The 23,149-nt window shown below is 39.2% G+C and carries 22 protein-coding genes; 17 read left to right on the forward strand and 5 right to left on the reverse strand.

Annotated elements, in window-relative coordinates; translation table 11 throughout:
* Positions 1-30 precede the first annotated feature (30 nt).
* On the forward strand, positions 31-1,023 hold the full coding sequence (locus tag H4O18_RS14960; RefSeq protein ID WP_187585972.1) for a 2-hydroxyacid dehydrogenase: 993 nt from the start codon (positions 31-33) through the stop codon (positions 1,021-1,023).
* A 20-nt stretch (positions 1,024-1,043) separates the two neighbouring features.
* Here H4O18_RS14960 and H4O18_RS14965 read toward each other — a convergent pair whose 3' ends face one another.
* Genes H4O18_RS14965 through H4O18_RS14975 form a run of 3 tightly spaced genes read right to left on the reverse strand, consistent with a single transcriptional unit; the run spans position 1,044 to position 5,199 of the window.
* Positions 1,044-1,334 carry a Dabb family protein gene (locus H4O18_RS14965; protein WP_187585974.1) on the reverse strand — a complete coding sequence of 97 codons (291 nt, stop codon included), beginning with the start codon at positions 1,332-1,334 and terminating at the stop codon, positions 1,044-1,046.
* Between the two features lie 40 nt (positions 1,335-1,374).
* Positions 1,375-2,985, reverse strand: a complete 1,611-nt coding sequence (locus H4O18_RS14970) for a hypothetical protein (protein WP_222942427.1) — start codon at positions 2,983-2,985, stop codon at positions 1,375-1,377.
* Positions 2,986-3,015: 30 nt separating this feature from the next.
* Entirely contained in the window at positions 3,016-5,199 is a 2,184-nt protein-coding gene (locus H4O18_RS14975) for an alpha/beta hydrolase family protein (RefSeq protein ID WP_187585976.1), read from the reverse strand.
* 211 nt (positions 5,200-5,410) lie between these two features.
* Between H4O18_RS14975 and H4O18_RS14980 the strand changes: the two genes are divergently transcribed.
* The 14 genes from H4O18_RS14980 (at position 5,411) to H4O18_RS15045 (ending at position 18,304) form a co-directional block, all read left to right on the forward strand.
* Entirely contained in the window at positions 5,411-6,337 is a 927-nt protein-coding gene (locus H4O18_RS14980; protein WP_187585978.1) for a hypothetical protein, read from the forward strand.
* A 4-nt stretch (positions 6,338-6,341) separates the two neighbouring features.
* Positions 6,342-8,390 carry a heparinase II/III family protein gene (locus H4O18_RS14985; protein ID WP_187585980.1) on the forward strand — a complete coding sequence of 683 codons (2,049 nt, stop codon included), beginning with the start codon at positions 6,342-6,344 and terminating at the stop codon, positions 8,388-8,390.
* 92 nt (positions 8,391-8,482) lie between these two features.
* The gene (locus tag H4O18_RS14990; RefSeq protein ID WP_187585982.1) at positions 8,483-8,860 is read left to right on the forward strand and encodes a nuclear transport factor 2 family protein; all 378 of its coding nucleotides are present in this window, start codon (positions 8,483-8,485) and stop codon (positions 8,858-8,860) included.
* A 51-nt stretch (positions 8,861-8,911) separates the two neighbouring features.
* Positions 8,912-9,157, forward strand: coding sequence for a hypothetical protein (locus tag H4O18_RS14995; protein WP_187585984.1), 246 nt, complete (start codon positions 8,912-8,914; stop codon positions 9,155-9,157).
* Between the two features lie 386 nt (positions 9,158-9,543).
* Positions 9,544-10,563, forward strand: coding sequence for a 3-dehydro-L-gulonate 2-dehydrogenase (gene yiaK / locus H4O18_RS15000; protein ID WP_222942428.1), 1,020 nt, complete (start codon positions 9,544-9,546; stop codon positions 10,561-10,563).
* Positions 10,564-10,589: 26 nt separating this feature from the next.
* Complete coding sequence (locus H4O18_RS15005; protein WP_187585986.1) at positions 10,590-11,687, forward strand: family 10 glycosylhydrolase; 1,098 nt, start codon at positions 10,590-10,592, stop codon at positions 11,685-11,687.
* A gap of 106 nt (positions 11,688-11,793) precedes the next feature.
* Positions 11,794-12,558, forward strand: a complete 765-nt coding sequence (locus H4O18_RS15010) for a helix-turn-helix domain-containing protein (RefSeq protein WP_187585988.1) — start codon at positions 11,794-11,796, stop codon at positions 12,556-12,558.
* Positions 12,559-12,701: 143 nt separating this feature from the next.
* Positions 12,702-13,109, forward strand: coding sequence for a DUF1398 domain-containing protein (locus tag H4O18_RS15015; RefSeq protein ID WP_187585990.1), 408 nt, complete (start codon positions 12,702-12,704; stop codon positions 13,107-13,109).
* A 364-nt stretch (positions 13,110-13,473) separates the two neighbouring features.
* Positions 13,474-14,112 carry an SRPBCC family protein gene (locus H4O18_RS15020; RefSeq protein ID WP_246474313.1) on the forward strand — a complete coding sequence of 213 codons (639 nt, stop codon included), beginning with the start codon at positions 13,474-13,476 and terminating at the stop codon, positions 14,110-14,112.
* 310 nt (positions 14,113-14,422) lie between these two features.
* Positions 14,423-15,124, forward strand: a complete 702-nt coding sequence (locus H4O18_RS15025; protein ID WP_187585992.1) for a DNA alkylation repair protein — start codon at positions 14,423-14,425, stop codon at positions 15,122-15,124.
* 377 nt (positions 15,125-15,501) lie between these two features.
* The gene (locus H4O18_RS15030; protein WP_187585995.1) at positions 15,502-15,759 is read left to right on the forward strand and encodes a hypothetical protein; all 258 of its coding nucleotides are present in this window, start codon (positions 15,502-15,504) and stop codon (positions 15,757-15,759) included.
* A 134-nt stretch (positions 15,760-15,893) separates the two neighbouring features.
* Positions 15,894-17,381 carry a pyridoxal phosphate-dependent decarboxylase family protein gene (locus tag H4O18_RS15035; RefSeq protein ID WP_187585998.1) on the forward strand — a complete coding sequence of 496 codons (1,488 nt, stop codon included), beginning with the start codon at positions 15,894-15,896 and terminating at the stop codon, positions 17,379-17,381.
* Positions 17,382-17,443: 62 nt separating this feature from the next.
* Positions 17,444-17,908: a hypothetical protein gene (locus H4O18_RS15040; protein ID WP_187586000.1), complete on the forward strand. Its 465-nt coding sequence runs from the start codon at positions 17,444-17,446 to the stop codon at positions 17,906-17,908.
* A 30-nt stretch (positions 17,909-17,938) separates the two neighbouring features.
* Positions 17,939-18,304, forward strand: a complete 366-nt coding sequence (locus tag H4O18_RS15045) for a DUF2200 domain-containing protein (RefSeq protein WP_187586002.1) — start codon at positions 17,939-17,941, stop codon at positions 18,302-18,304.
* A gap of 44 nt (positions 18,305-18,348) precedes the next feature.
* On the opposite strand, the gene H4O18_RS15050 is transcribed toward H4O18_RS15045, so the two are convergent.
* Positions 18,349-18,570, reverse strand: a complete 222-nt coding sequence (locus H4O18_RS15050) for a hypothetical protein (protein WP_187586004.1) — start codon at positions 18,568-18,570, stop codon at positions 18,349-18,351.
* A gap of 36 nt (positions 18,571-18,606) precedes the next feature.
* Positions 18,607-19,200, reverse strand: a complete 594-nt coding sequence (locus H4O18_RS15055; RefSeq protein WP_187586006.1) for a lipocalin family protein — start codon at positions 19,198-19,200, stop codon at positions 18,607-18,609.
* A gap of 539 nt (positions 19,201-19,739) precedes the next feature.
* On the opposite strand from H4O18_RS15055, the gene H4O18_RS15060 reads away from it, so the two are divergent.
* Complete coding sequence (locus H4O18_RS15060; protein ID WP_187586009.1) at positions 19,740-20,201, forward strand: (2Fe-2S)-binding protein; 462 nt, start codon at positions 19,740-19,742, stop codon at positions 20,199-20,201.
* 1 nt (position 20,202) lies between these two features.
* The gene (locus H4O18_RS15065; protein ID WP_222942429.1) at positions 20,203-22,467 is read left to right on the forward strand and encodes a xanthine dehydrogenase family protein molybdopterin-binding subunit; all 2,265 of its coding nucleotides are present in this window, start codon (positions 20,203-20,205) and stop codon (positions 22,465-22,467) included.
* The last annotated feature ends 682 nt before the right edge of the window (positions 22,468-23,149 follow it).

Here is a 23,149-nt window from a genome sequence, read left to right on the forward strand (position 1 = left end):
GAAACCAACCATTGCCGATTGTAACATAATATGAAAATAGTAAGAACCGATATGGAGCTCGAAACTCCACTCGTAGACAAAACTCTTAGGGAACAAGGACATAATTTAGTTTTACTCCCCGATGGGGTATCCGAAGCGATACTTACTAAAGAAGTAATGGATTGCGATATTCTATTAATGTGCTACACCCCTATTACCAAAAAAATCATCGATTCGGCAAAAAAACTCAAAGCCATAATAAAGTACGGAGTAGGAATAGATGCCATAGATATCCCTGCTGCTTATGAACGCGGTATTGTGGTAGTCAATATCCCCGAATATGCGGAAGAGACGGTTGCCGAAGGTGCCTTTGCCATGCTCATTGCGCTGGCCAAAAAATTGCCCATACTACAAAAGCAAATGAACAGCAACGCTTGGATATGGCCAAGTCAAGAATGGTTGGGACTTGATATTGCCGAAAAAACGCTTGGCATAATAGGGTGTGGTAAAATTGGTACCAGTATGGCCAGAATGGCGGGTCTGGGTTTTAGGGCGAGGGTTATAGGATACGACCCTAGCAAGACAAAGGAGGAATTGGCAAAAAAGGGGATTCAGAAATATGATGACCTCGCCGAAATGCTTAAGGAGTGCGATTTTATTTCCCTACATGCTGTTTTAAATAAGGAAACCAAACATCTTATTGGTGAAAAGGAATTTTTGGTGATGAAGAAAACCGCTATTATTATTAATTCCGCCAGAGGGGCATTGATTGATGAAATGGCCCTTTTGGAGGCCTTGGATAAAAAACGAATTGCCGGTGCCGGCCTTGATGTCTACAGCCAGGAGCCATTGAACAAAACGGACCATCCGTTAAAAAAGCTTTACGAAATGGACAATGTGATCCTACTGCCCCACTTAACTTTTTACACTAAGGAAGCCATGCATAGGCTTGAAGTGGAGACCATGGAGAGAATTACAGAGGTCATGGAAAATAGGCCAGCTACTATTAAATCCAAAGACCCGCGGCTTCAAAATCAGAAATAGTGTTCTCGTTTACCTCCGAACTAAATTTTCTCGTAATCCAATTCCAAAAATTTCTCTACATACTTGGCCCAATAAGTGGATACAAACTTAGTGTGGTCGGGATGTGAATTATAGGCCTCATAATCCGCTATATTGTCAAATTCCATTGACAAACCATAATCAAAATCATTCTTCTTCCCTATTTGTCGCAAGGATTGAAAATTATGGACTCCAGGTATCAAGGCCAATTTGGCTGCTGCGGAAAGAAACTCTTTTTCTTCAGGCGAGCCTTTTGGGTATTTTAACTTCAGGACTACGGAATGCTGGATCATAAACTGGAATTTAGATTTCTATTTAGGTAAATTTAAGCCGCTAATACACTATTATTCTTTTGTAATGCTCTAATTCAATATCAATGCCACCTATTAGGTGATTGCCTTGGTAATGAGAAGGTCCAGACTGGTCATAATCCACCAATGTATATTCCCGATCCTTATCTGCCGTAAACCACTCGGGAAATTGATTGATTCTGGCCCAATCCATAGGCAATTTCATATTCGCCTTATGTCTAGGTTTATCAAAATATAGCTTTCCTTTCCAAGGTAGTTCAGATTTGATAGAGATCAACAAAGAATCCCCTTTTTGCTCCGCTCCAAGAAACAGGTCATCTCTCCAAGGCTTTACATACAAGCCCTTGCTTTTCCATAAATTATACATAATGGTGGTTCGGGCAAAGTTGCCATCGCCATGCCAGCCTTCTATAATTCCATTTTCCTGCTGCATGGCCCACATTACTTTTATTTCACTGTCCATCCATTTGGCAACGGAGGGATCCGGAATTCGGTTGTACAAATTTAGGGCTCCTTCAATGGCGTCCGCATACCCATCGGCACTGCCATTTTCCCAGTCAAAGTTGGTATATTTATTTAAATTAGAATATATTTTCAATATGGCTTCCTTATATTTCGGATCCTTATCCAATAAATAAACGGCATAAAAGCCGTTAAGTGTATACCCCCAATTATCGGCAGGACGTTCCTGTACAATTTCTCCTGTTTTGGGATTTATGGCGTCATAAAATAATCCATTCCCATTTCTACCCACTTCCAGAATCCTGTCCATCATCTCGTGCAACGGCTTTCTGTAGGCTTCCCTTTTGTTTGGCCTGGCAAAGCTTGTAGAAACGTACAATTCACATAAGCCAGATATCAACTCACACCCATGGTCCCGTAATCTAAGGTAATCCAAGTCCTTTGTGGGGTGGTGGTCGCCCAGCAGATAATAATCTCCAATAGCTACGGCCCAGTCCAAGAACTTTTCATCGCCGGTCATCCAGTATACTCGGGAAAGGGTCTGTAGCAATTCGCCATTCACTTCTTCCCGCGATGCATTGGAACCATCCCTGGATATACCATCGGCTACATTTACTTCATTCTTCATGTCGTACAGCATCTCCATCATTCTTTCAGACCACGGACTTTTCCCTAACCATTCTGTAAGGGGCAGCAAGCCATCCTTAATATATTCCGAAGTCCCAAAAATAATTTCAGCCATATCCAATTTTTCATTTTGAAAATCCTTTTTAGAAAAGGAATAGGTATCCGGAAGGGTGTTGACCCTGGAAGTGAGTTTTTTTTCGGCATATAGCATATCCAACATTGTTCCATCAAATAAATCCTGATCTGTGAAAAAAGAAGTGAGTACCATAAACGGATAATTATCGGCGGCAGCATCTTTCGCATTCCATATGTCCGTATCAGCTTCAAGGTTTCTCGGAATTAGGCCAGATTCGGGATCAGCCTCCTGCAACCAACCATGAACGAAGTCTGCACTCCTATTAAAACCCTCATTGGCTAAAATGGCATTATCATCTGCTTTGGCAAATAGTATACTATCCTCTTCGGACATCTGTATAACGGGATGAGAATCTTTGCAGGCTACTATACACAAAATTCCCAGGGTAAGAAATAAATTTATTTTCATGATACTATTGATTATTTTATGGACAAACCGTTACAGGTCGGATATAAATTTATCTACGGCCTCCATTGCTCCCTCCTCAGAATTTATTTTTTCAACAGAAATGCTATTGGCCTTGTTCATGGATTTATAATGTTCCTTTACAAAATCATATGATTGCAAGTACCCAGAATCCTGGGTTTCGCCATCCGTCCCCAGAACCAGCATTAATTTTCTTGGGGCAAAGGTTGCCGACAAGTCTGGTAGGTCATAATGTGGTAAGGCCCCGGCAACGGTAAAAGGTATTAGGGCAGGGTCATAGTCTTTGTTGGAAACAATGGTTTCAAAGGAAAGCATTGGATCCAAAAGCAACATGCTAGAAAAATTCACTCCTGAAACAGCAGCGTGCAAGAGACTGGAATTAAAGCCCCCTTTAGATATTCCCATAAATTTTTTATCGTCCAAATTCAAATCGGCTTTACATACTTCCAACAGCGTTACTATAGCCTCCACATGCAAGGCAACCGTACTTTTCCCGTTCAATATCCCTGCAAACCATTGATTGTAGGAGGTATTTTCAAAATAGGCATCACCCTTTAAATACCCAGGTCCCAATTCACCGTAGCCAGGCATATCTGGGATAATTACGGTAATACCTTTTTTGACCATTTGTATGGGAATGGCATAAGCCTCGTCCGACTCCTTATTCTCCATATTATCCAAATAAAGTGCCGAGCCACCCATGGATTGTTTGGGTACAAAGGTTACAAACGGAATTATATTATCCCCTTCTTCAACTATCAGATATTTATTTAAAAAAAAGGTTTCAAATTCTGTTTGTCCGGAAAATATCAATTTTGCCTTCTTGGCATTTTCTGAATAACCCGAAATTGCTTGTACTTTTTGTTTTAAATCGATTAAATGTTGGTCCATATTCTGCCTGCTCCCCTTCAATACCTCCATATTTTTCTTGGTCAGATCACTATTCACGTCGAACAAAAATTTGCTCCCAACCGATGTTGAAAGTTGACCCGTTTCCGTAACATACAATTCTTCTACCGGAAAAATAACCACTTCCTCATCCTTGGAATCTCCCGGATTATCTAAATGCTTTTGAAAAAAAGCATACATGGCTTCCCTATTTTTTAGGGTAGATTGATGCCCAGCATTGTCCTCCACCATCATCATATTTTCTTCTTTACCAAAAGCTTTGTACGCCAATCCCGTTTCCTGATAGGTATCCCGTGCTCCCTGAATACTGAACATATCCCGTGTTGTGGTTATCATCAAAGTTGGTTTGGGAGCCCTCACCTCCAAAAGATCTGCATGGTCTAAACCAAGTTGAATACCTCTGGGAAAATTCTGCTCTGCATCCTGTGGCCCTCCAGATTTTAATTGATATTCCATTGCGGTGATATAACATTCCGGTGCTGAAGCTTTAATACGCTCATCAAAGGCCGCAATGTGGGAAGACTGGGTTCCCCCTCCGGACCTACCGGTAATACCAATACGATTGGGATCCACTTCCTTGCGGGTAAGTAAATAATCCACGGCCCTAATCCCATCCCAAATCATATATTTAGCAGTGGATTCCCCGTTGACAAACAACTGTGCCCCGGGATAGGAATGCTCACGCGTTGGACTAAAGCGTGACTTGCCCTGGTTCTGATCAAAATACTGCAATCTTTCCCCTTGTCCGTAAGGGTCAAATGCTAAGACGGCGAAACCTTTCTTAACCAAATTGAGAATAACATGTTGATAGACGTCACTTCTAAATGCCAAATCGCTATGACCACTGCAATATATTATAGTTGGTAGGTTCTTCCTTTTGCCCTGAGGAATAAAAAAAGCCGCCGTTACCTTTACCCCTGGCATAGATTCATAATATAATTTTTCTATGCTATACCCATCCTTTTTAATCCTTTTGGTAATTACAGGATTCAAAGGTGTTTTTGCTGGAAAATTCCCTAGTGACTCCTGTAGCTTTTCTTTGACCAATTGTTGTCTCAATTCCCAATCTGTTTTGGTCTGTAGCTTTGAAATGGACTCTTTTCTTTGGGCAAGAGTTTCAAACGAAATTTCACTTTGTTGCTTATAAAGTTGATTTTCAGCATCGGAATAATAGTTCCAATAATCCAGCACCGAATAATCGGTTTGGGAAAAACTGGAGAACGGACAGATTATGAACACCAGAAATATTCTAATATTAGTAAATTGACAAATGATTTTTTTAGGCATAAGTTTAATTTTATGGAGAAAACAAAAAAAGTTGATTTCAATATATGTATTTAATCGTTTAAACAATAAAAATTTGGCATATTTACAATATAAAAAGGAGAAGAATGCCATTGGATGTGCTAAAGGGTATAAATCCGGCTGTATTGCTTTGGAATTTGGCTGTAATTTCTAAAAGCCTAATATGGACAATTTAAATTAAAATATAATCTCCATGGGTCAACATCATATCTTAAAAATACTTTTTATAATAGCCATCATATGGCTAAACCCTAGTTTGGGTTTTAGTCAATATGTAGCAAATGTGCCAGAAGCCTTTAAATCCTTAAATTCCGAGCCAGAACTAATCCTAATCAACAATAAAATAAAGGTCCCAAGTGAAAGTGGCCATTTTCAAGGGGTTCAACTTATAGAAAAGAGGGGGACGGAAAAGCTTCTTGTCTCTGGGAGTTCACTTACCAAGGCCTATGTTTTACAAATAAACCTTAAAAAACGAAAAACAGATAAGCTAATTACACTAATGACTGACCCTTATCGGCATGCTGGGGGGATTCAAGTGAGTGAACCCTATATGATTGTCGGCATTGAAGACAATATCCTTAAAACCACTTCCAAGGTCTGTCTCTACTATTATAGTAACAACGCGCTTAATAAGCGCCAACCTAATATTATTATTGAACGTGAGGGCCAACCTAAACAGAAAACTGCCGGAGCAACGGGATTGTTGGCCTTAGCTAGTAATTATTTGGCAGTAGTAGCAAATTGGGACTCCCGAAACTGGGACTTTTACCAAATCGACACCGAAAAAGGGGAACATAAATTCCTGTATAGTTTTACTGCACCAAATGATTGGGGAAGCTACCAATCCATCAACCTTATTAAAGATGACTCCGCTATTTATGCCATTGGTTTTCATAAAAAAGATTTTGCTGGGAAGGCCGATTTAATTCTTGTGAGCAAACTTGAATCTTTTGAACCCATCATGGAGAAAGTTGATTCCAAATCCTTTAATTGTAAAAATGGGGTCGATTTTAATGCGGCCGTGGGCTTACAGGTAGACAGTGAGGGAAAATTAATTATCTGGAGTACCCAAGCAGATCCCGGGAGATCCATTACCGTAAACAGATTTATCCAAAAATAAAAGCATGCTAAAAATCATTAAACCATTATCACTAATTATCCTATTTTTTTGCATCACTACACAGCTCTCTGCTCAACAAAATTGGAAAAGCATAACCTCTGTAGAAGACCTAATCACCTCCTATCCTGAGACGATAGAAAATATGCTGGATCAATTCAATTTAGACTATATTGGATTGGAAAAGGTGAAATTGGCCCACAGCAATGGTAATATGCTAGAGGCATGCAACGAATTATTGGCCTATTATAAAAATGGAGCCATGGCCTCCGATCTACGTAAAGAAACTCCACTAAAAACTACGCGGGAGGTAGCCGCTGCCGATACCATTCTGACCAACGTTTTTGTGGTACAAAATGTTCGCGGAAAAGTTCCCTATCTTGAGGATGGGCATCGCGACTGGTACTACAAAGGTCCCAATAATGACAAGGAGTGGGCTTGGCTTTCCAATAGGCATAGTCAGTTAAGCCAAATATTCAATACTTATTTGGAAACAGGAAACCCCAAATATGCTGAATATATGGACTTATTCTTAAGGGATTTTATAATTAAGAGTATGCCCTACCCTGCGGTTAAAAGCGGGACTTCGGTATGGCGGGGATTGGAGGTTGCGGCCCGGGCCAAGATATGGACCAAAATATTTTACGGACTAATAAACAACGATTATATTTCCCCTGCAACAAAATTACTGTTACTCAGCAGCTTGCCCGACCATGCACATTACAATAGAAATTTTCACGCTGGCAACAATTGGCTGACCATGGAAATTTCGGCATTGGCTACTGTGGCTGCCTATTTCCCGGAATATAAAAATTCCGAAGAATGGCTGGACTATGCCATAGAGACAATGACCCAAAGCATGAAAGATCAGGTATATCCGGATGGGGTACAAACCGAACTAAGTTCGCATTACCATAACGTCTCCTTAAACAATTTTGAACTTTTCAAGGAAATCTGCGAAAGGGCCAACAGGAAGTTGCCCGACTTCTATAATAGCACCATAGAGGCAATGTACGGTTATATTGCACATATGGTAAGACCAAGTGGTTTTCGACTTATGAACAATGACGGTGATAGAGGCAGTGATCAAAGCCTAATATTGAGGGGCTCACAAAAATTTGACCATGAAGATTGGGAATATATCGTCACCAATGGAAAAACAGGCCGACAACCAGAGGACGGTCCCTCCTACTTTTATCCCTGGGCAGGGCATTTTATTTCCCGTAGTGGCTTCGATCAGGATGCCCATTGGTCTTTCTTTGATATGGGACCCTGGGGCAGTGGACATCAACACAATGATAAATTACACCTTTCCGTTTCGGCCTATGGAAAGGATTTCTTGGTAGATTCGGGAAGATTTGCGTATACCGGGGAAGTTGCTGAAAAATTCCGTCCCTATGCCAAGGGCAGTGCAGGGCATAATTTGATTTTAATAGACGGTAAAGGACAAACCAACGGCCCTACCCATACCCAGGACCCCCTAACGGATAGTCACTTTAAAATAACGGAAACTTTTGATTATGCCTCAAATTCCTTTGATCAATTTATCGATTTGGCTGGAAAGGCGAAACATGCCAGGGCTATTTTCTATGTTCGCAACGAATTTTGGGTGGTGGTAGACAGGGTTGAAACGGACAGACCACGCACCATTGAAGCCCTTTGGCATTGGCATCCTGATAATAAGGTGGAAAAAGAAAAATCTATTGTGAAGACCACTAATGAGAGGGGAAACCTCACAATTATTCCTGTAGGTAAGCAAAAAATTAATCCAAAATTTATCAAAGGTCAGGAAAATCCTGAAATCCAAGGTTGGTATAGTCCTGAATACAATATCTATGGGCCCAATATTACCAGTTCATATACTATCGAGATTGGCACCAATACCACTTTTGTGTGGTTGCTTTTTCCTTCTGAAAAGGAAATACCGAAAATAAAGGCGAAAATCGAATCGGAAAATGAGCAGGAAATTACCGTTGGTGTGACCTCAGAGGGTAAAAAATGGCAGCTTACTATTCCCTTTAACAATAGTAGCAAAGCAAAATTAATCACACCCTAAAACTGTTAGGTTATCTTTAAATCTATGGATATCCACTCTCCTATTTTTAATAGGTGATTATGAATCTATAATTTTATCTTCAAAACAACGTAATGGACTTAGAAAAAAATAAGAACAATGCCATAGCTTTTTACAGGGCGGCCTATGAAGGCAATGCCAAAATTGCCATTGAAAAATATGTTGACAAAGAATACATTCAACACAATCCACATGTAGAGGATGGAACCCAAGGTTTTATCAATTACTTTGAAAGGATGCAAAAAGAGTATCCAAATAAATCCATTGAATTTGTTCGCTGTATTGCAGAAGGGGATTTAGTGGCATTGCACACCCATCAAATATGGCCGGATAATGACCAATATGTCACCATGGATTTTTTTAGGTTTGATGAAAATGGTAAAATCTGTGAACACTGGGATGCCATACAACAGATACCAAAGAAGGCTGCCAACCCAAATAGCATGTATTAAATCTGAATTGGATTTTAAAATTTTGTATTAAGTCACATCTTTGTGCCTCTTATGAAGAAAACCATACTATTTATTTTAGCGTTATCCGGAATATTCGCTAGCGCACAGGAACTGGATTGCACGGACTTTTCAAATGGCACCTTTTTGGTCCACACCAGTGGGGCCACCCCTGTAACATGGAGATTGGTTAGGGAAGGGAATTTGCAAACAGAATATAAGGAAGAAATTCAAGGAAACGAGCAGGGCACGACAGATCCTAAAATGGAATATTCCAAAATTGAATGGATAAATGACTGAACTTTTCGCCTAACCTATGACGAATCCAAATCAGAACTTACGGTAGTCCAAAAATATATAAATCAAATTAATGGTATTTTAATGGAAGTAATAAAAATAGAGGGGAATTGTTTTACCTATAAATCTACCATGACCGTTAATGGTAAGGAAGTAGTTAGTGAAGGAAAAATGTACAAACAGTAATACCCGTTTCAAAATACCATAAAATAAATACCGGAGTATTGGGCTCAATAAATTATTGGATTTACAAAAGACATTCTTCAAACCAACATCCCACAGATTAATTCCAATAAAAAGTTTTCGTACATTTAATCGTGAAGGGTCCCATGATGAATATGATATAGGTCAGAAATCGCACCTTTTAACAAATCAATAACCAATTTTAAATGAACAAAACAATGCAGATCTCGTCCCAACAAATGCAGGATGTACTTTACGAACTTTTTGTAAAATATAAATTCACTACAGACAAGGCCAGGTTATTGTCCAAAACCTATACTGAAAGTACCTTGGCCGGAGTAAATTCACACGGAATTAATCGCGTTCCCCTTTTTTTGGAATATGTGGAAAACGGTTCCGTAAAGATTGATGCCGAGGCAGAAAAAGTGGAATCCTTTGGAAGTATAGAACGCTGGGACGGTAATTATGGCCCGGGTATTATCAATGCCACCAAATGTATTAATAGAGCTGTAGAATTGGCCAAAAATCACGGAATGGGATTAGTAGCCTTGCGCAACAACAACCACTGGATGCGCGGCGGGACCTATGGAAAAATAGCGGCCGATGCCGGTTGCATTTCAATTCTTTTTACGAATACACAACCAAATATGCCGCCATGGGGGGCTAAGGATAGCCGAATAGGCAATAACCCTTTTATTGTTTCCATCCCCAGAAAGGAAGGGCATGTTGTATTGGATATGGCCCTTTCCCAATTTGCTTTCGGAAAGATCAACGACTATAAACTACGAGGTAAAAAGTTGCCATACCCTGGAGGTTGGGACGAAAATGACCAACTTTCCAATGACCCTGAAAAAATCACAAAGAAAGAACGTGGCCTACCCGTCGGCTATTGGAAAGGTTCTGCGCTTTCCATTGTTCTGGACATGCTGGCCACCCTATTGGCTGCCGGGAACTCTACCTATAAAATAGGTTTAAAGAAATTTGAAACGGGTATTTCACAGGTGTTTCTTTGCATTGATCCCGAGGTATTCCACGACAAGGAATTGCAAGATAGACTCTTAGACGAAATTATAGACTATACGCATGATGTGGAGCCTATGAAAGCAGGAGACCAAATTTACTATCCCGGCGAACGAAGTTCCCTCACCACCGCTGAGAATTTAAAGGAAGGAATGCCTGTTAGCGAAAGTGTTTGGGAAAAAATATTGGCATTGTCCAATAAGTAATAATAGTAGACTTTAATTAGTTGGGGATGAATACAAAGCTAAAATTCCATTTTCCGTACCTATTACTTTTTACAGTTCTTGGTTTTATTTCCTGCGGACAGGACACTACTGACTCGATCGAGATCCGGGGTATTTACGGAAACCCTAAACCCCTGTGGGACAAAGGATATCAACTAAACGAGCTTGGGGTTAATGCCATATTTGTCCATAGTGGATCGATCAACGAAGACATGATCAACAGGGCAAGGTCTGAAGGGTCCAAGGTATATGCAGAATTCGCCACACTAAATGGTAAGAATTATGTAGAAACACATCCGGAGGCATGGGCAATTAATGAGCGGGGAGAAAAGGTGGAGGCAGCCACCTGGTTTATGGGCGTTTGCCCAACCGAACCCGGTTTTAGAAAGTACCGATTTGATCAACTTCGGGATTTACTTCTGGAATATGACCTGGACGGCATTTGGATGGATTATGTTCATTGGCATGCCCAGTTTGAAGACCCGGAACCCATTTTGCCAGAAACCTGTTTTTGTAATCATTGTCTAGATAAATTCTCTAAGGATTCAAAAGTAGAGATACCTGAAGGGAGTACCGCTCAGAAAGCAAAATGGATATTGAATAACCAAGACAGGGCATGGCGCAATTGGCGCTGTAAGGTGATTTACGATTGGACCTTTGATATAAAGAGCATCATAGAGGAAATAAAACCGGGGACACTCCTGGGGCTTTATCACTGTCCCTGGAATGATGAAGAATTCAATGAAGCACGCCAACGTGTGCTTGGGCTGGACTACAACCTATTAAAAAAGACCATAGATGTGTTTTCCCCCATGGTATATCATAAAAGAATGGGCAGGGATCCCCAATGGGTCCAAGAAAACATACAATGGTTTAGCAATGAATTGGATATCCAAAAAGGCACTTTCCCCAAAATATGGCCTATTGTTCAGGCCCATAACGACCCGGGAATTATTACCACAGAGCAGTTTGAAACCGTACTTAGAGGTGGACTATCGGGTAAATCCAGTGGAGTAATGATGTTTACCACCCATTCCATGGCGGAAGACGAAGGCAAAACCGAAGTTATGAAGAAAGTGTATTCCGAGCTAAAGGACAGACATTAAAATAGACCTGATGACAACGGTATTTATTGTATTTATAATTACGGAATTTAGGTCCTTGTAACTATACTCAACTGCTGGTAACAAGCCACACTAATCATTGAGAGAAATGCGGTTCTGTAAATATTTTCCGAATGAAAGATTAAGGCCCTACATCAAATATTTTGCTGTATCGGAGAATGAAATGGAAACTGAATATAAAGTTTTTCCAACTTCAGGTTTGGTCATGGGGTTTCAATACATAGGACAGCTTGCTATCCTTACAGGAAATATAGAAAACAAACTCGGTTCATCAGGAATAACAGGAATTTCCGACAGGTATAAAATCTTTATAAACTCCGCAGGCACCGGAACAATTCTAGTATATTTTACCGAAATTGGATTCAACCATTTTACTTCCCTTCCTGCAACCGAACTGTATAATCTAAGTCTTTCACTTGACGATATTTTTAATAAGAACAATATATCTGAAGTGGAGGAAAAATTAACTTTAACCACTACCGACAAGGAACGAAACAATATAGTTGAACAGTTTTTGTTATCACAACTTAAGGATATTGAAACGGACAAATTGATTACAGAAGCTGTTAAGCTCATTTACCAGAGCAACGGAACAGTCAGAATTAAAGAACTGAACCAGAAGTTGTTTATCAGCCAAAGTCCTTTTGAAAAGCGTTTTAGAAAAGTTGTAGGGTCAAGTCCTAAAAGATTCGCTTCAATAGTACGCTTTAATGCAGTACTTGACAGTCTTAACACTGGCGATTCGCTCACAAAAATCTGCTACGACAACAATTTCTTTGACCAAGCCCATTTCATTAAAAATTTCAAACAATTTACTGGAGATACCCCTGAAAATTTTAAACGCTTCCTTTAAAAAAACGATTATTTACAATTACACTTGTTTTGGATGTTGAACCTTTGCATTGTAAACATAATTTTAAAACAGTGAGATAGCAAATAATCATTTCAACTAGCTTAAACATTATGCTTTCGTGTAATCCATTAAATCCTTTAATTATGAAAAATCAACAAAGATCATTTACGGCAGATCAAATAAAAAAAGCACACAGCAAAGTAAAATCGGGTGCAGACTTTCCAACTTATATTCAAAACCTTAAAAAATTAGGGGTTACCCACTATAAAACTTTTGTGTCGGACGGACATACGGATTATTATGGTATAAACGACTACATAGTAAGGGCGCCCGCAAAGTATGCTTCCCTGACTATTGCAAAAATATCCAACAATAAAGAATTTCAAACCCAATTAAAAGCGCATCAAGAAGGTAAAACGGATTATCCTACATTTTGCAATGACGCGTCAAAATCTGGAATTGAAAAATGGGTTGTACTTATGGAAGAAATGACCTGTACCTACTTTGACAAGGCAAACAATAGCATTTTAGTAGAGCAAATACCACATTAAAAACTAATACATTGAGTTGCTAAAACAACATTAGTTACACAAATACAGGTTTCCTCGCTCTCGATAATAGATGGACGTTGTCAACCCGTCACTTCGAGCCCGCCTATCGGCAGACAGGACCGCCAGCCAGTCGGGCAGGTGGTTTTATGAAGTGAAACGAAATAAAATTGTATCGAGAAGTAGGCGAATTACGCATAACCCGTTCTCGATACAAAATGGCTATCGCCATTTCACTCGAACTGACGATAGAACAGCTGCACAAAGTATCCCGATCATGGGCCCTCCCCTACTTCGATTTCTACTACTCTGAATTTCCGTTTAGGGTTTCGAACCGTGAATTTTGAACTTTAAATTTTCCACCCTTATGTTTCATAATAGTACAACACAAGCAAGATGCACCCGCCTTATCTATAGCGCTAAAGGACAAGCATTGAAAATAGACCCTATGACAGCGGTATTTATTATATTTATAATAACGGAATGTAGGAACTTGTACTATACTCAATTGTTGAGTGTTATTAAATATAGAGAAATGAAAGAAACTGCCAACTTTGCCCAATCTGAATTAGGAATACGTAAGCCGGTCAAAGAGGTATTTGAGGCATTTATTAATCCTGATATAACAACTAAATTTTGGTATACCCATAGTACGGGAAAACTTGAAGAAGGTGTAATATTACAGTGGAAATGGGAAATGTATAATTTAGTTATTCCTGTTAAGGTTTTTGAAATTGTAGAAAATCAAAAGATACTTATTGAATGGGGAGAAGGAATCCATAAATCAACTGTAGTCTGGGAATTTAATTCAGTTAATGATAATCTCACATTCTTGACTATTAAAAATTACAACTTCCAGGGAAATGATGATGAATTATTAAGCAAAATTAAGGATTCTACGAAGGGATTTACCTTCGTACTATCTGGATTGAAAGCTTGGTTGGAACATAAAATACAATTGCGATTGATAGAGGATGCATTTCCTAAAGAACTAATGACAAAATAATAATAGTACAGCCCGATGGCGCAAGGGTCGCGCCTGCCTGACGGCGAGGCAGGCTCGTGCCTTAACACCCAATTGTTCAGAATTGAAGGCTTATTTCAAAATTAAAAGCATGATTGCTTTTTCTTCATTATCTTTAGGATAACAGTTGGCCAAATAAAGTTTAATCCCCCCTTACATATATTTTAGAGAGTCTACCCCTTTTAAGACAGTAAGAGTAATTTACCTGTCTGCCAAAAAGTAGGCTTGCGCCAGCACTAGATACTTGTTACTATACCCAATTGTTGAGTGTAAATTTTTAAAATTAAATTTAATGGATAAAAGCGAAGTAATAAATCTTCTCGAAGCCAACCAAAACGAGCGTGGTATTCAGAATTGGAAAAAACTGAACTCACATGCAGATAGTTTAAAAAGTTTTGGTATTGGTCTTACAGTTCTTCGTAAACTATCCAAGAAAATCGGTCGTGACCATTCTTTGGCACATCAACTTTGGAAGAGCGACATCTACGATGCAAAAATTATAGCACTTCTAATCGATGACCCAAAACAAATTACGCGTGATCAAGTTGAACTGCAAGTCGACAATTTGAAACATGGATATTTAGCTCATGTATTCTCGTCATGCGATGCAACATTGGCTAAAACACCCTTTGTAGTGGATTTATTGGAAGATTGGTTAAATAGTAATGATACAATGCGTAAGCAATGTGGTTATGGCCTTCTTTATGAGGTGTCTAAGTCTAAGAAAAAGGATGCACCAGATAACGCATTCTTTTTGCAAAAGATCCAAAAAATTCATGACACATATGATAAGGAAAAAAATATTATTCTACTGTCAATGGGCGGAGCACTTCTTGGTATAGGTAAACGCAATACTATTTTAAATGTCGCAGCGCTAAAAGTGGCGAAAAAAATAGGACCTATTCCTGTTGATTCGGGCATAAGTAAATGTGAACCTTTTGATGTTGTCAAACATCTTACAAGCGATTACTTAAAGAAAAAACTTGGTATTTAAAAATTAGACAACATTGCTAGACGATTTAATTATAATATATACTCGCGCTGGCGCGAGGGTCTCGCCTGCCTGACGGCGAGGCAGGCTCGTGCCATACCAACCACTTGCTCAGAATTGAAGGCTTACAACATTATTTAAAGTATGATTATTTATTCTTTATTATCTTTAGCATGACAGTTGCAGAACTATAATTTCGATACCCTCTCGGTTAAATAGAAAAACAGAAATATGACAATAAAATTTAACGAAAAAGAAAAGTCGATTGAAATAAAAGACGGTTTAAAAACACAGTATTTATTTATTAAAATTATGCTGATTTATACCCTTACTAATTCTATCCTTTTTCCGGTTTTTGTTTTGGACAAAGAGCAATTAAAATGGATGGGTTTATCTGGATAATTATTGGATTAACATCAACGATTTTATTGATTAATCAAATTCTAAATAAATCAGCATTTGAAAAACTTAACTTCTCTGAAATTAGCTCACTGACGGAAAAGCGAGTTTTTGGACGAAAAAAATTCAGTCTGAAATTGAAAAACGGAAAGATGAGAGACTTAATGCAAATGAAAAATGAATCTGACATTTTAGAAACTAAAAAGTTGTTTAAAAATATCGGAATTGAATCTAACTGAATTATTAAACAATTTACAGCTCTATAATTAAAATTTGCTGATTTTGGGCATAACCAAAGAGCAACATGAAAATCTCCCTGCCCCTGTACCACTTATAACTTAGAGGTGGCAACACATTTACAAAAAGTAACACTATGACCAAGATAAGGAGATCATCCATTGAAATGGATAAGGAAGAGTTTCGAAAAATTGGATATCAATTAATTGATGATATTTCCAATTTCATAGATTCCATAGATCAGAAACCTGTTACTCCAAATGAAAGTCCGAGTCAATTGCAAGACTTATTGGGAAACTCATCCCTACCCGAATATGGTAGACCTGCGACTGAATTAATTGCTAAAACGACAGATTTACTTTTCAACCATTCCTTACTTAACGGACACCCTAAATTTTTAGGATATATTACATCTTCTGCGGCCCCAATTGGTGCCTTGGCCGATCTATTGGCGGCATCCGTTAATCCAAATGTTGGAGCACATATTTTAAGCCCAATGGCCACTGAAATTGAAAAACAAACTATTAAATGGCTATGCGATTTTATAGGGGTCCCATCAGACTACGGCGGGATATTGGTCAGCGGAGGCAATATGGCAAATTTTACTGCATTTTTGGCCGCAAGAACAGCAAAAGCACCTCAGAATATTAAGGAAGATGGAATTCAAAATAAATCAAATAAATTAACGGTATACTGTTCCAAAACAACTCATACCTGGATTGAAAAAGCCGTAGTTTTATTTGGGTTGGGTACAAAATCCGTTAGATGGATACCAACGGATGCTTCCAATAGGATGGACACCAAGGTATTGGAAACCACCATAAAAAAAGATTTGGAAAATCATTGTCTGCCTCTAATGATCGTTGGTACTGCCGGTGATGTTAGTACAGGAGTGGTTGATAATTTGAGTGAAATATCAGCTATTTGCAAAACATATAACCTATGGTTCCATATTGATGGGGCTTATGGCGTTCCTGCTGCAATAGTCCCTAAATTCAAACATCTGTTTGAAGGAATTAAAGAAGCCGACTCCATTGCCCTGGACCCTCATAAATGGTTGTACAGTCCGCTTGAGGCTGGTTGTACCTTGGTAAAAAATCCACAGCATTTAATCGACACTTTTAGTTCACATCCGGAATATTATAACTTTGGCAACATTGGTGATGATAAAGCTCAAAACTTTTATGAGTATGGACTTCAAAACTCCCGTGGCTTTAGAGCTTTAAAAGTTTGGCTAGCATTGCAGCAAATAGGTAGGAATGGTTATAAAGAATTGATCAGTGAAGATATTGAACTTTCAGAAATGTTATATGACTTAGCCGACAAACATCCTGAACTGGAAGCTGTATCACAGAATCTAAGCATTACTACTTTCAGATATGTCCCTTTGGAGGGCACCAAAAATAAGGAGTATCTTAATACATTAAATGAGGCCATATTGAATGAATTACAAACTGGCGGTGAAGTATTTTTATCGAACGCGATTGTTAACGGCCAATATTCTTTGAGGGCTTGCATTGTGAATTTTAGGACATCGAGAGAGGACATTAAAGAAATTATTGAAATTATCATCAGAACAGGGAGAAAGGTGCATTTGAAAATATCCCAGACAGAAGTAGAATAATTCCAACCTAAAACCCAGGGTAATTAATTTGCTTATTGAAAAATCGTTAAAAGTAAAGAACAATGAAAGTTAATGCTGTAGTATGTCAAGGTCATGGTGTTGCTTCCGGGAAGGCAAATGACCCTCGCTATCCGGATGGCACATTAAAAGCCCAATGTAAACATTTTATAGAAAAAGGCTTAGACCTAAATCAGTACTTTCTTGGGACCATCAATTTGGACATTGCACCGTATATTTTCAAAATAAAAAAACCAAAACATTTTCTTGAGAATGTAAATTGGTCCGAATACATTCCCGCGGAAAATTTTTATTTTTTTGATGTATCACTTCAATTTAATGAAACCAGTTATAAGGGGTTGATCTATATGCCAGATCCTGCCACCAAAGCAGAACATTTTCAAAACCCCACCATATTGGAACTTTTGCTTCCAAGAATTGAAGACTTAAAATATGGGGACGTAGTAATGCTTGAGGTGATTGATGCGCAAATGGAATTGATCCGCACACCATCAACAGATTACAAATAAAACAACCGGCCTAACATTAAAGTATTTAAAATGAAAACAACACCCGAACATAATGAGCGAATTTCAAAAATGACATTCTCGTCAGTATATCCGCATTATATCACAAAGGTGGAGAAAAAAGGTAGAACGAAAGAGGAATTGCATACAGTGATAGAATGGCTAACAGGATTTGATGACAACAAATTAAAGGAACTCATAGATGAGAAAGTTACATTTGAAACATTCTTCCAGATGGCAAAATTGAATCCCAATGCCCACCTCATTACGGGTGTAATCTGTGGCTATAGGATAGAGGAAATTGAAAACACACTAACGCAGCAAGTACGGTATTTGGACAAGTTAGTGGACGAATTGGCAAAGGGAAGAAAGATGGAGAAGATTCTACGTGCTGGGTAGAATTATCATTATGGCTTATGGTTAGTGTGACTGTCTCCTCGAGCCTACCTTCCGCAGGCAGGCGTAGTCGAGAGGTATAGGACAATACTAACTATTATTGAGGTCTCGACTGCGCTCGACCTGACAAACCCCAACTGAGCTGGACGGGACAACATTACCCAATTGTGGCTTTCAATCCCTTCCGTCTTATCTTCTATTGGTTGTGCATACCCCTGTATATTCATAAAAACAATTCCTCCAGTTTTATTACTGCCGTAGGCGCTCATTAATCAGCAGGTGATTAAATCTAAGCTTTTTTTGAATTAACTAGATTCTAGTATTCTTTCAAAATAATAATATACTTGCATAGGTCCGTAAAGTGAGTTTTCAAACCTCCAGTCGTATTTTAAAATTAATTCTGATTGAGATACATCAATTAAATATATATTATCATAAACATAAATATTTAATTTATTTGCTTCATTTAACTCCCATTCATCAATTTCTGAATATAGGGTGCAAGTTACATTATCGTTGTAATAGCTATTCTCGTAAACCACTCCATTATTGTTGAACTGTAAAAAGCTTAATCCGCAATCCTTATGATCGAAATCTTGAAATTCAAAATACCTTATATTCCCATCATTATTTTCATCTATACCCAGTTTGGTGATGATCCACCTACCAACTAATAAATTTGAAGAAGAACTTTCTATTGGCATATCAATATAGGTATTAGAACTACCATCACCATCTAAAAATCCAAAATACAAACCTGTTGCATAATTGTCATTTTTTTCTCCCGGATTACCACCAGAAAATACCGGTAACTTCGGCGAATTCGGAGAATCTTTTGTACAAGACACCATTACTATTAAAAACAAAATAGATAATGGCAATTCGACCAATTTTTTCATATCTATTATTATTTTAATTAACTGTCTTAAAGTTAGTTAAAAAACGATTTCGTGATTTAGAAAGGCTGACATTTTTCTACTCCTTCTGCTGGTTTTATGTAGAGCAACGAAATAAAATTGTATCGATAAGTAGACGATCTACACCTAATCTGTTCTCGATACTAAATGGCTATCGCCATTTCAATCGAACTGACGATAGAACAGCTGCACAAAGTTGCCCGATTATGAGCCCTCCCCTACTTATTAGGGCACAATGGCCGGTCCTTTTTTAGCCGGTCTGCCGAATGCAACTTTCAACCTTGAATTTTGAACCTTTAACTTTTAACCCTTCCGTTCCAAAATAGGCCAGCGAGAGCAAGATGCCTGTCCACCGAATAAATTATGCATTGCGGTCTGAACAATCAATTTATTTATTATCTTGATGCTTAATATGGGGCAAAACTATTCTAAATCAACCTTTTAGAACCACACAATTGGCATTACAAGCGTATCCAATTGCATGTCGCCATATGGTTCTTAAATTAATAATGATATTGCCCATGGAAAAATTCACCTTAAACATCAATGACCAAAAAATAACAATTGAATGCGCTCCCGACACCCCATTATTATGGGCGCTTCGTGATCAATTGAGACTGACCGGAACCAAATACGGTTGTGGAATAGCCGTATGTGGATCTTGTACGGTCCATTTGGACGGTACAGCAATAAGGTCGTGTAGCATACCTATTTCCGCAATCAACGATAAAGCTATTACCACCATTGAAGGGGTGGGAAAAGATAGACTTCACCCTGTACAAAAAGCATGGATTGCTGAGAACGTTCCCCAATGTGGATTTTGCCAAAGTGGCCAAATCATGTCGGCCATAGCATTATTGGAACAAAACGGAAATCCTTCAGACGCCGATATAGAACAAGCTATGTCCGGCAATATTTGTCGCTGTGGAACCTATATCCGAATTAGAAGTGCCATTAAGAACGCCGCCAAAAACAATGTGTAATATGAAACCAAACCCTTCCAATAATAAACTGTTTAAAGTTAGTAGAAGAGATTTCGTGAAAATTGGGGCTTTGGGCAGCACTGGTTTGTTCCTTGGCGTTCCTTTGGGGTGCAAGCAAGATAAAAATGCATTTTTAACCGGTCGGGAAGACGCTGTTTTTGCTCCTAACGTATATATCACGATTTTGGGAACAGGGGAAGTGCAGCTCATTGCCCACCGCTCGGAAATGGGCACTGGAATTAGAACAAGCCTACCCTTGGTCATGGCCGATGAAATGGAAGCCGATTGGACCAAAGTGAAAATAATACAGGCTGTTGGGGATGTGAAATATGGCGATCAAAATACGGACGGTTCCTATAGCGTTAGAATGTTTTATCAACCTTTAAGGGTAGCTGGCGCTACGGTGAAATTAATGTTGATGCAGGCAGCGGCCCAGGAATGGCAAGTAGATATCTCTGAATGTAGTGCCGTAAATCATGAAATAGTCCACAGTTCGGGAAAAAGTTTGGGTTACGGATATTTGGCCGAAAAAGCCGGTGCCTTGCCCATACCAGAGGAAAATGAAATTACTTTAAAGGACTCCAAAGATTTTAAATTTATTTCCAAGGAAACGGTTATCTATGATTTAGAGGATATCGTAACGGGGAAGGCGGTCTATGGACTGGATGTACAGATTCCAGATCTTAAGGTCGCGGTCATAAAAAGAAATCCAGAGGCTGGGGCCGGAATAAAATCGTTCAACAGCGATATGGCCACTGCTATTGAAGGTGTCTCCAAAGTATATAAAATGGAGTCAACCGCATTTCCTATGGGCTATAATGCCCCGTTGGGGGGTATTGTAGTGGTGGCCAACAATACCTGGACAGCATTAAAGGCATTGGATACGGTGGAAGTGGTTTGGGATAAGGGCATAAACGCTTCCTATGACTCCAACGCCTTTATGCAACAGATGCAACGATCCGTACAGAAAGAAGGGCAGGTGAAAAGACAACAGGGTTCGGCAACCAAAGCTTTAAAAGAAGCTACCAAGGTCATAGAGTCCGATTTTTTGGTACCACATTTGGCCCATTCCCCTATGGAAACCCCTTGTGCCGTTGCACGCTGCAATGCAGATGGAACATGTGAAATATGGGCGCCGGTGCAGTCGCCACAATGGGTAAGGCAGGCAATTGCCGAAGCCTTGGGCATTGAGGAATCCGAAGTTACCATTAACGTTACCCTATTGGGAAGTGCCTTTGGCCGTAAATCCAAACCCGATTTTGTAGTGGAAGCTGCCTTGATCTCAAAAGAAATGAATACCCCCATAAAATTGTTATGGACCAGGGAAGACGATATTCAGCATGATTTTTACCATTCCAATTGCGCACAACATATAAAAGTTGGTATCGACAAAAACAATAAGGTCACTTCCTGGGTGCACCGTACGGCTTTTCCATCCATTTCAGGTACGGCCAACGCCGATGCCAAAGGGCCTTCATCGGACGAATTGTGCATGGGCGTTTTGGACATGCCTTTCGAAATTGATAATATATCCTGTGAATCCTTGGATGCAAAAGCGCAGATCAGAATTGGATGGCTGCGATCTGTCCACAATATCAACCATGCGTTTGCCATTGGTTCTATAGTAGATCAGGTGGCCCAGGCCAGAGAGATGGATCCCATAGACAATATGATGGATCTATTGGGCAGCGATCGTAAAATAGATTTTACCGCCCTTATGGAAGGGTTCAACAACTACAACGTAAAATTGGAAGACTACCCATATGACACCCATCGCCTTAAGCAGGTAATACAATTGGTAAAAGAAAAATCAGGTTGGGGCAAAAGCCTTCCAGAAGGCAAAGGAATGGGGTTTGCTGCACATCGAAGCTTTCTTACTTATGTAGCCTGCGTAGTGGAAGTGGAGGTTGATGACAACAACAATATTAAAATACCAATGGTTCACTTTGCTATCGATTGTGGAGTACCAGTCAATCCGGATAGGATAAGGGCCCAATTTGAGGGAGGTGCTGCCTTTGGTGCCAGTTTGGCCTTGAAAAGTGAGATAAATGTGAAAAATGGGGCCGTTATAGAGGACAATTTCAACAACTATCTTGTGGCCCGTATTACAGATGCACCCATCAATACAGCTGTACATTTTGTGGAAAATGAAGAGAAACCCACAGGAGTTGGAGAACCCCCTGTTCCCCCGTTTATACCGGCACTTTGCAATGCCATTTTTATGGCGACCGGAAAAAGGATCACGAGATTGCCAATAAAGTTATAGGTTTATAAGTTGTCATATTGAATGGAATCAAGAGCGCCTAACCACAAGTGTTAAGAAACTCGTCCTGTTTGGGCGGCTACCATCTTTTGGCTATTGGCTTTTAACGCTAGACCCGTTCTCGATACTAAATGGCTCTAGCCTGCCCGTCACTTCAAGCCTGCCTATCGGCAGACAGGCCCGTCACGACGTCACTTCGAGTGATTTTATGAAGAGCAACGAAATAAAATTGTATCCAGAAGTATACTAAGTACACATGACAAGTTCTATATACAAAATGGATATCGCCATTTCACTCGAACTGATGATAGAACAGCTGTTCAAAGGCGCCCTGCTGGCGCGAGTGTCTCGCTCGTGCCAAAACAGTCATTTGTTCGGTATAAATTATTTATAGTACGATTGTTTTTCCCATAAATCTTTAGTGCAACCGTAATTAATCTAGTGAGATTTTTATAGACCCTCCGCCATATTCTTTAGGTGTTCATCCTTAATAGCAATACTCCACAATAGGACGGTACGAACATGATGCTTGTCTTCCGATAGGAGACAAGCTCCAGCGATGTATTTGAAGCCTATGTTATAGATATGTATTTTTTGTATACTTTAATAAACTCAAAAAAAAGAGACAATCAAGTCACAATTAGTTTAGGTCAAAATAAAATATATAGTATGTGACTTAGCGAAC

The sequence above is a fragment of the Arenibacter arenosicollis genome, from assembly GCF_014397245.1.
Taxonomy (GTDB): domain Bacteria; phylum Bacteroidota; class Bacteroidia; order Flavobacteriales; family Flavobacteriaceae; genus Arenibacter; species Arenibacter arenosicollis.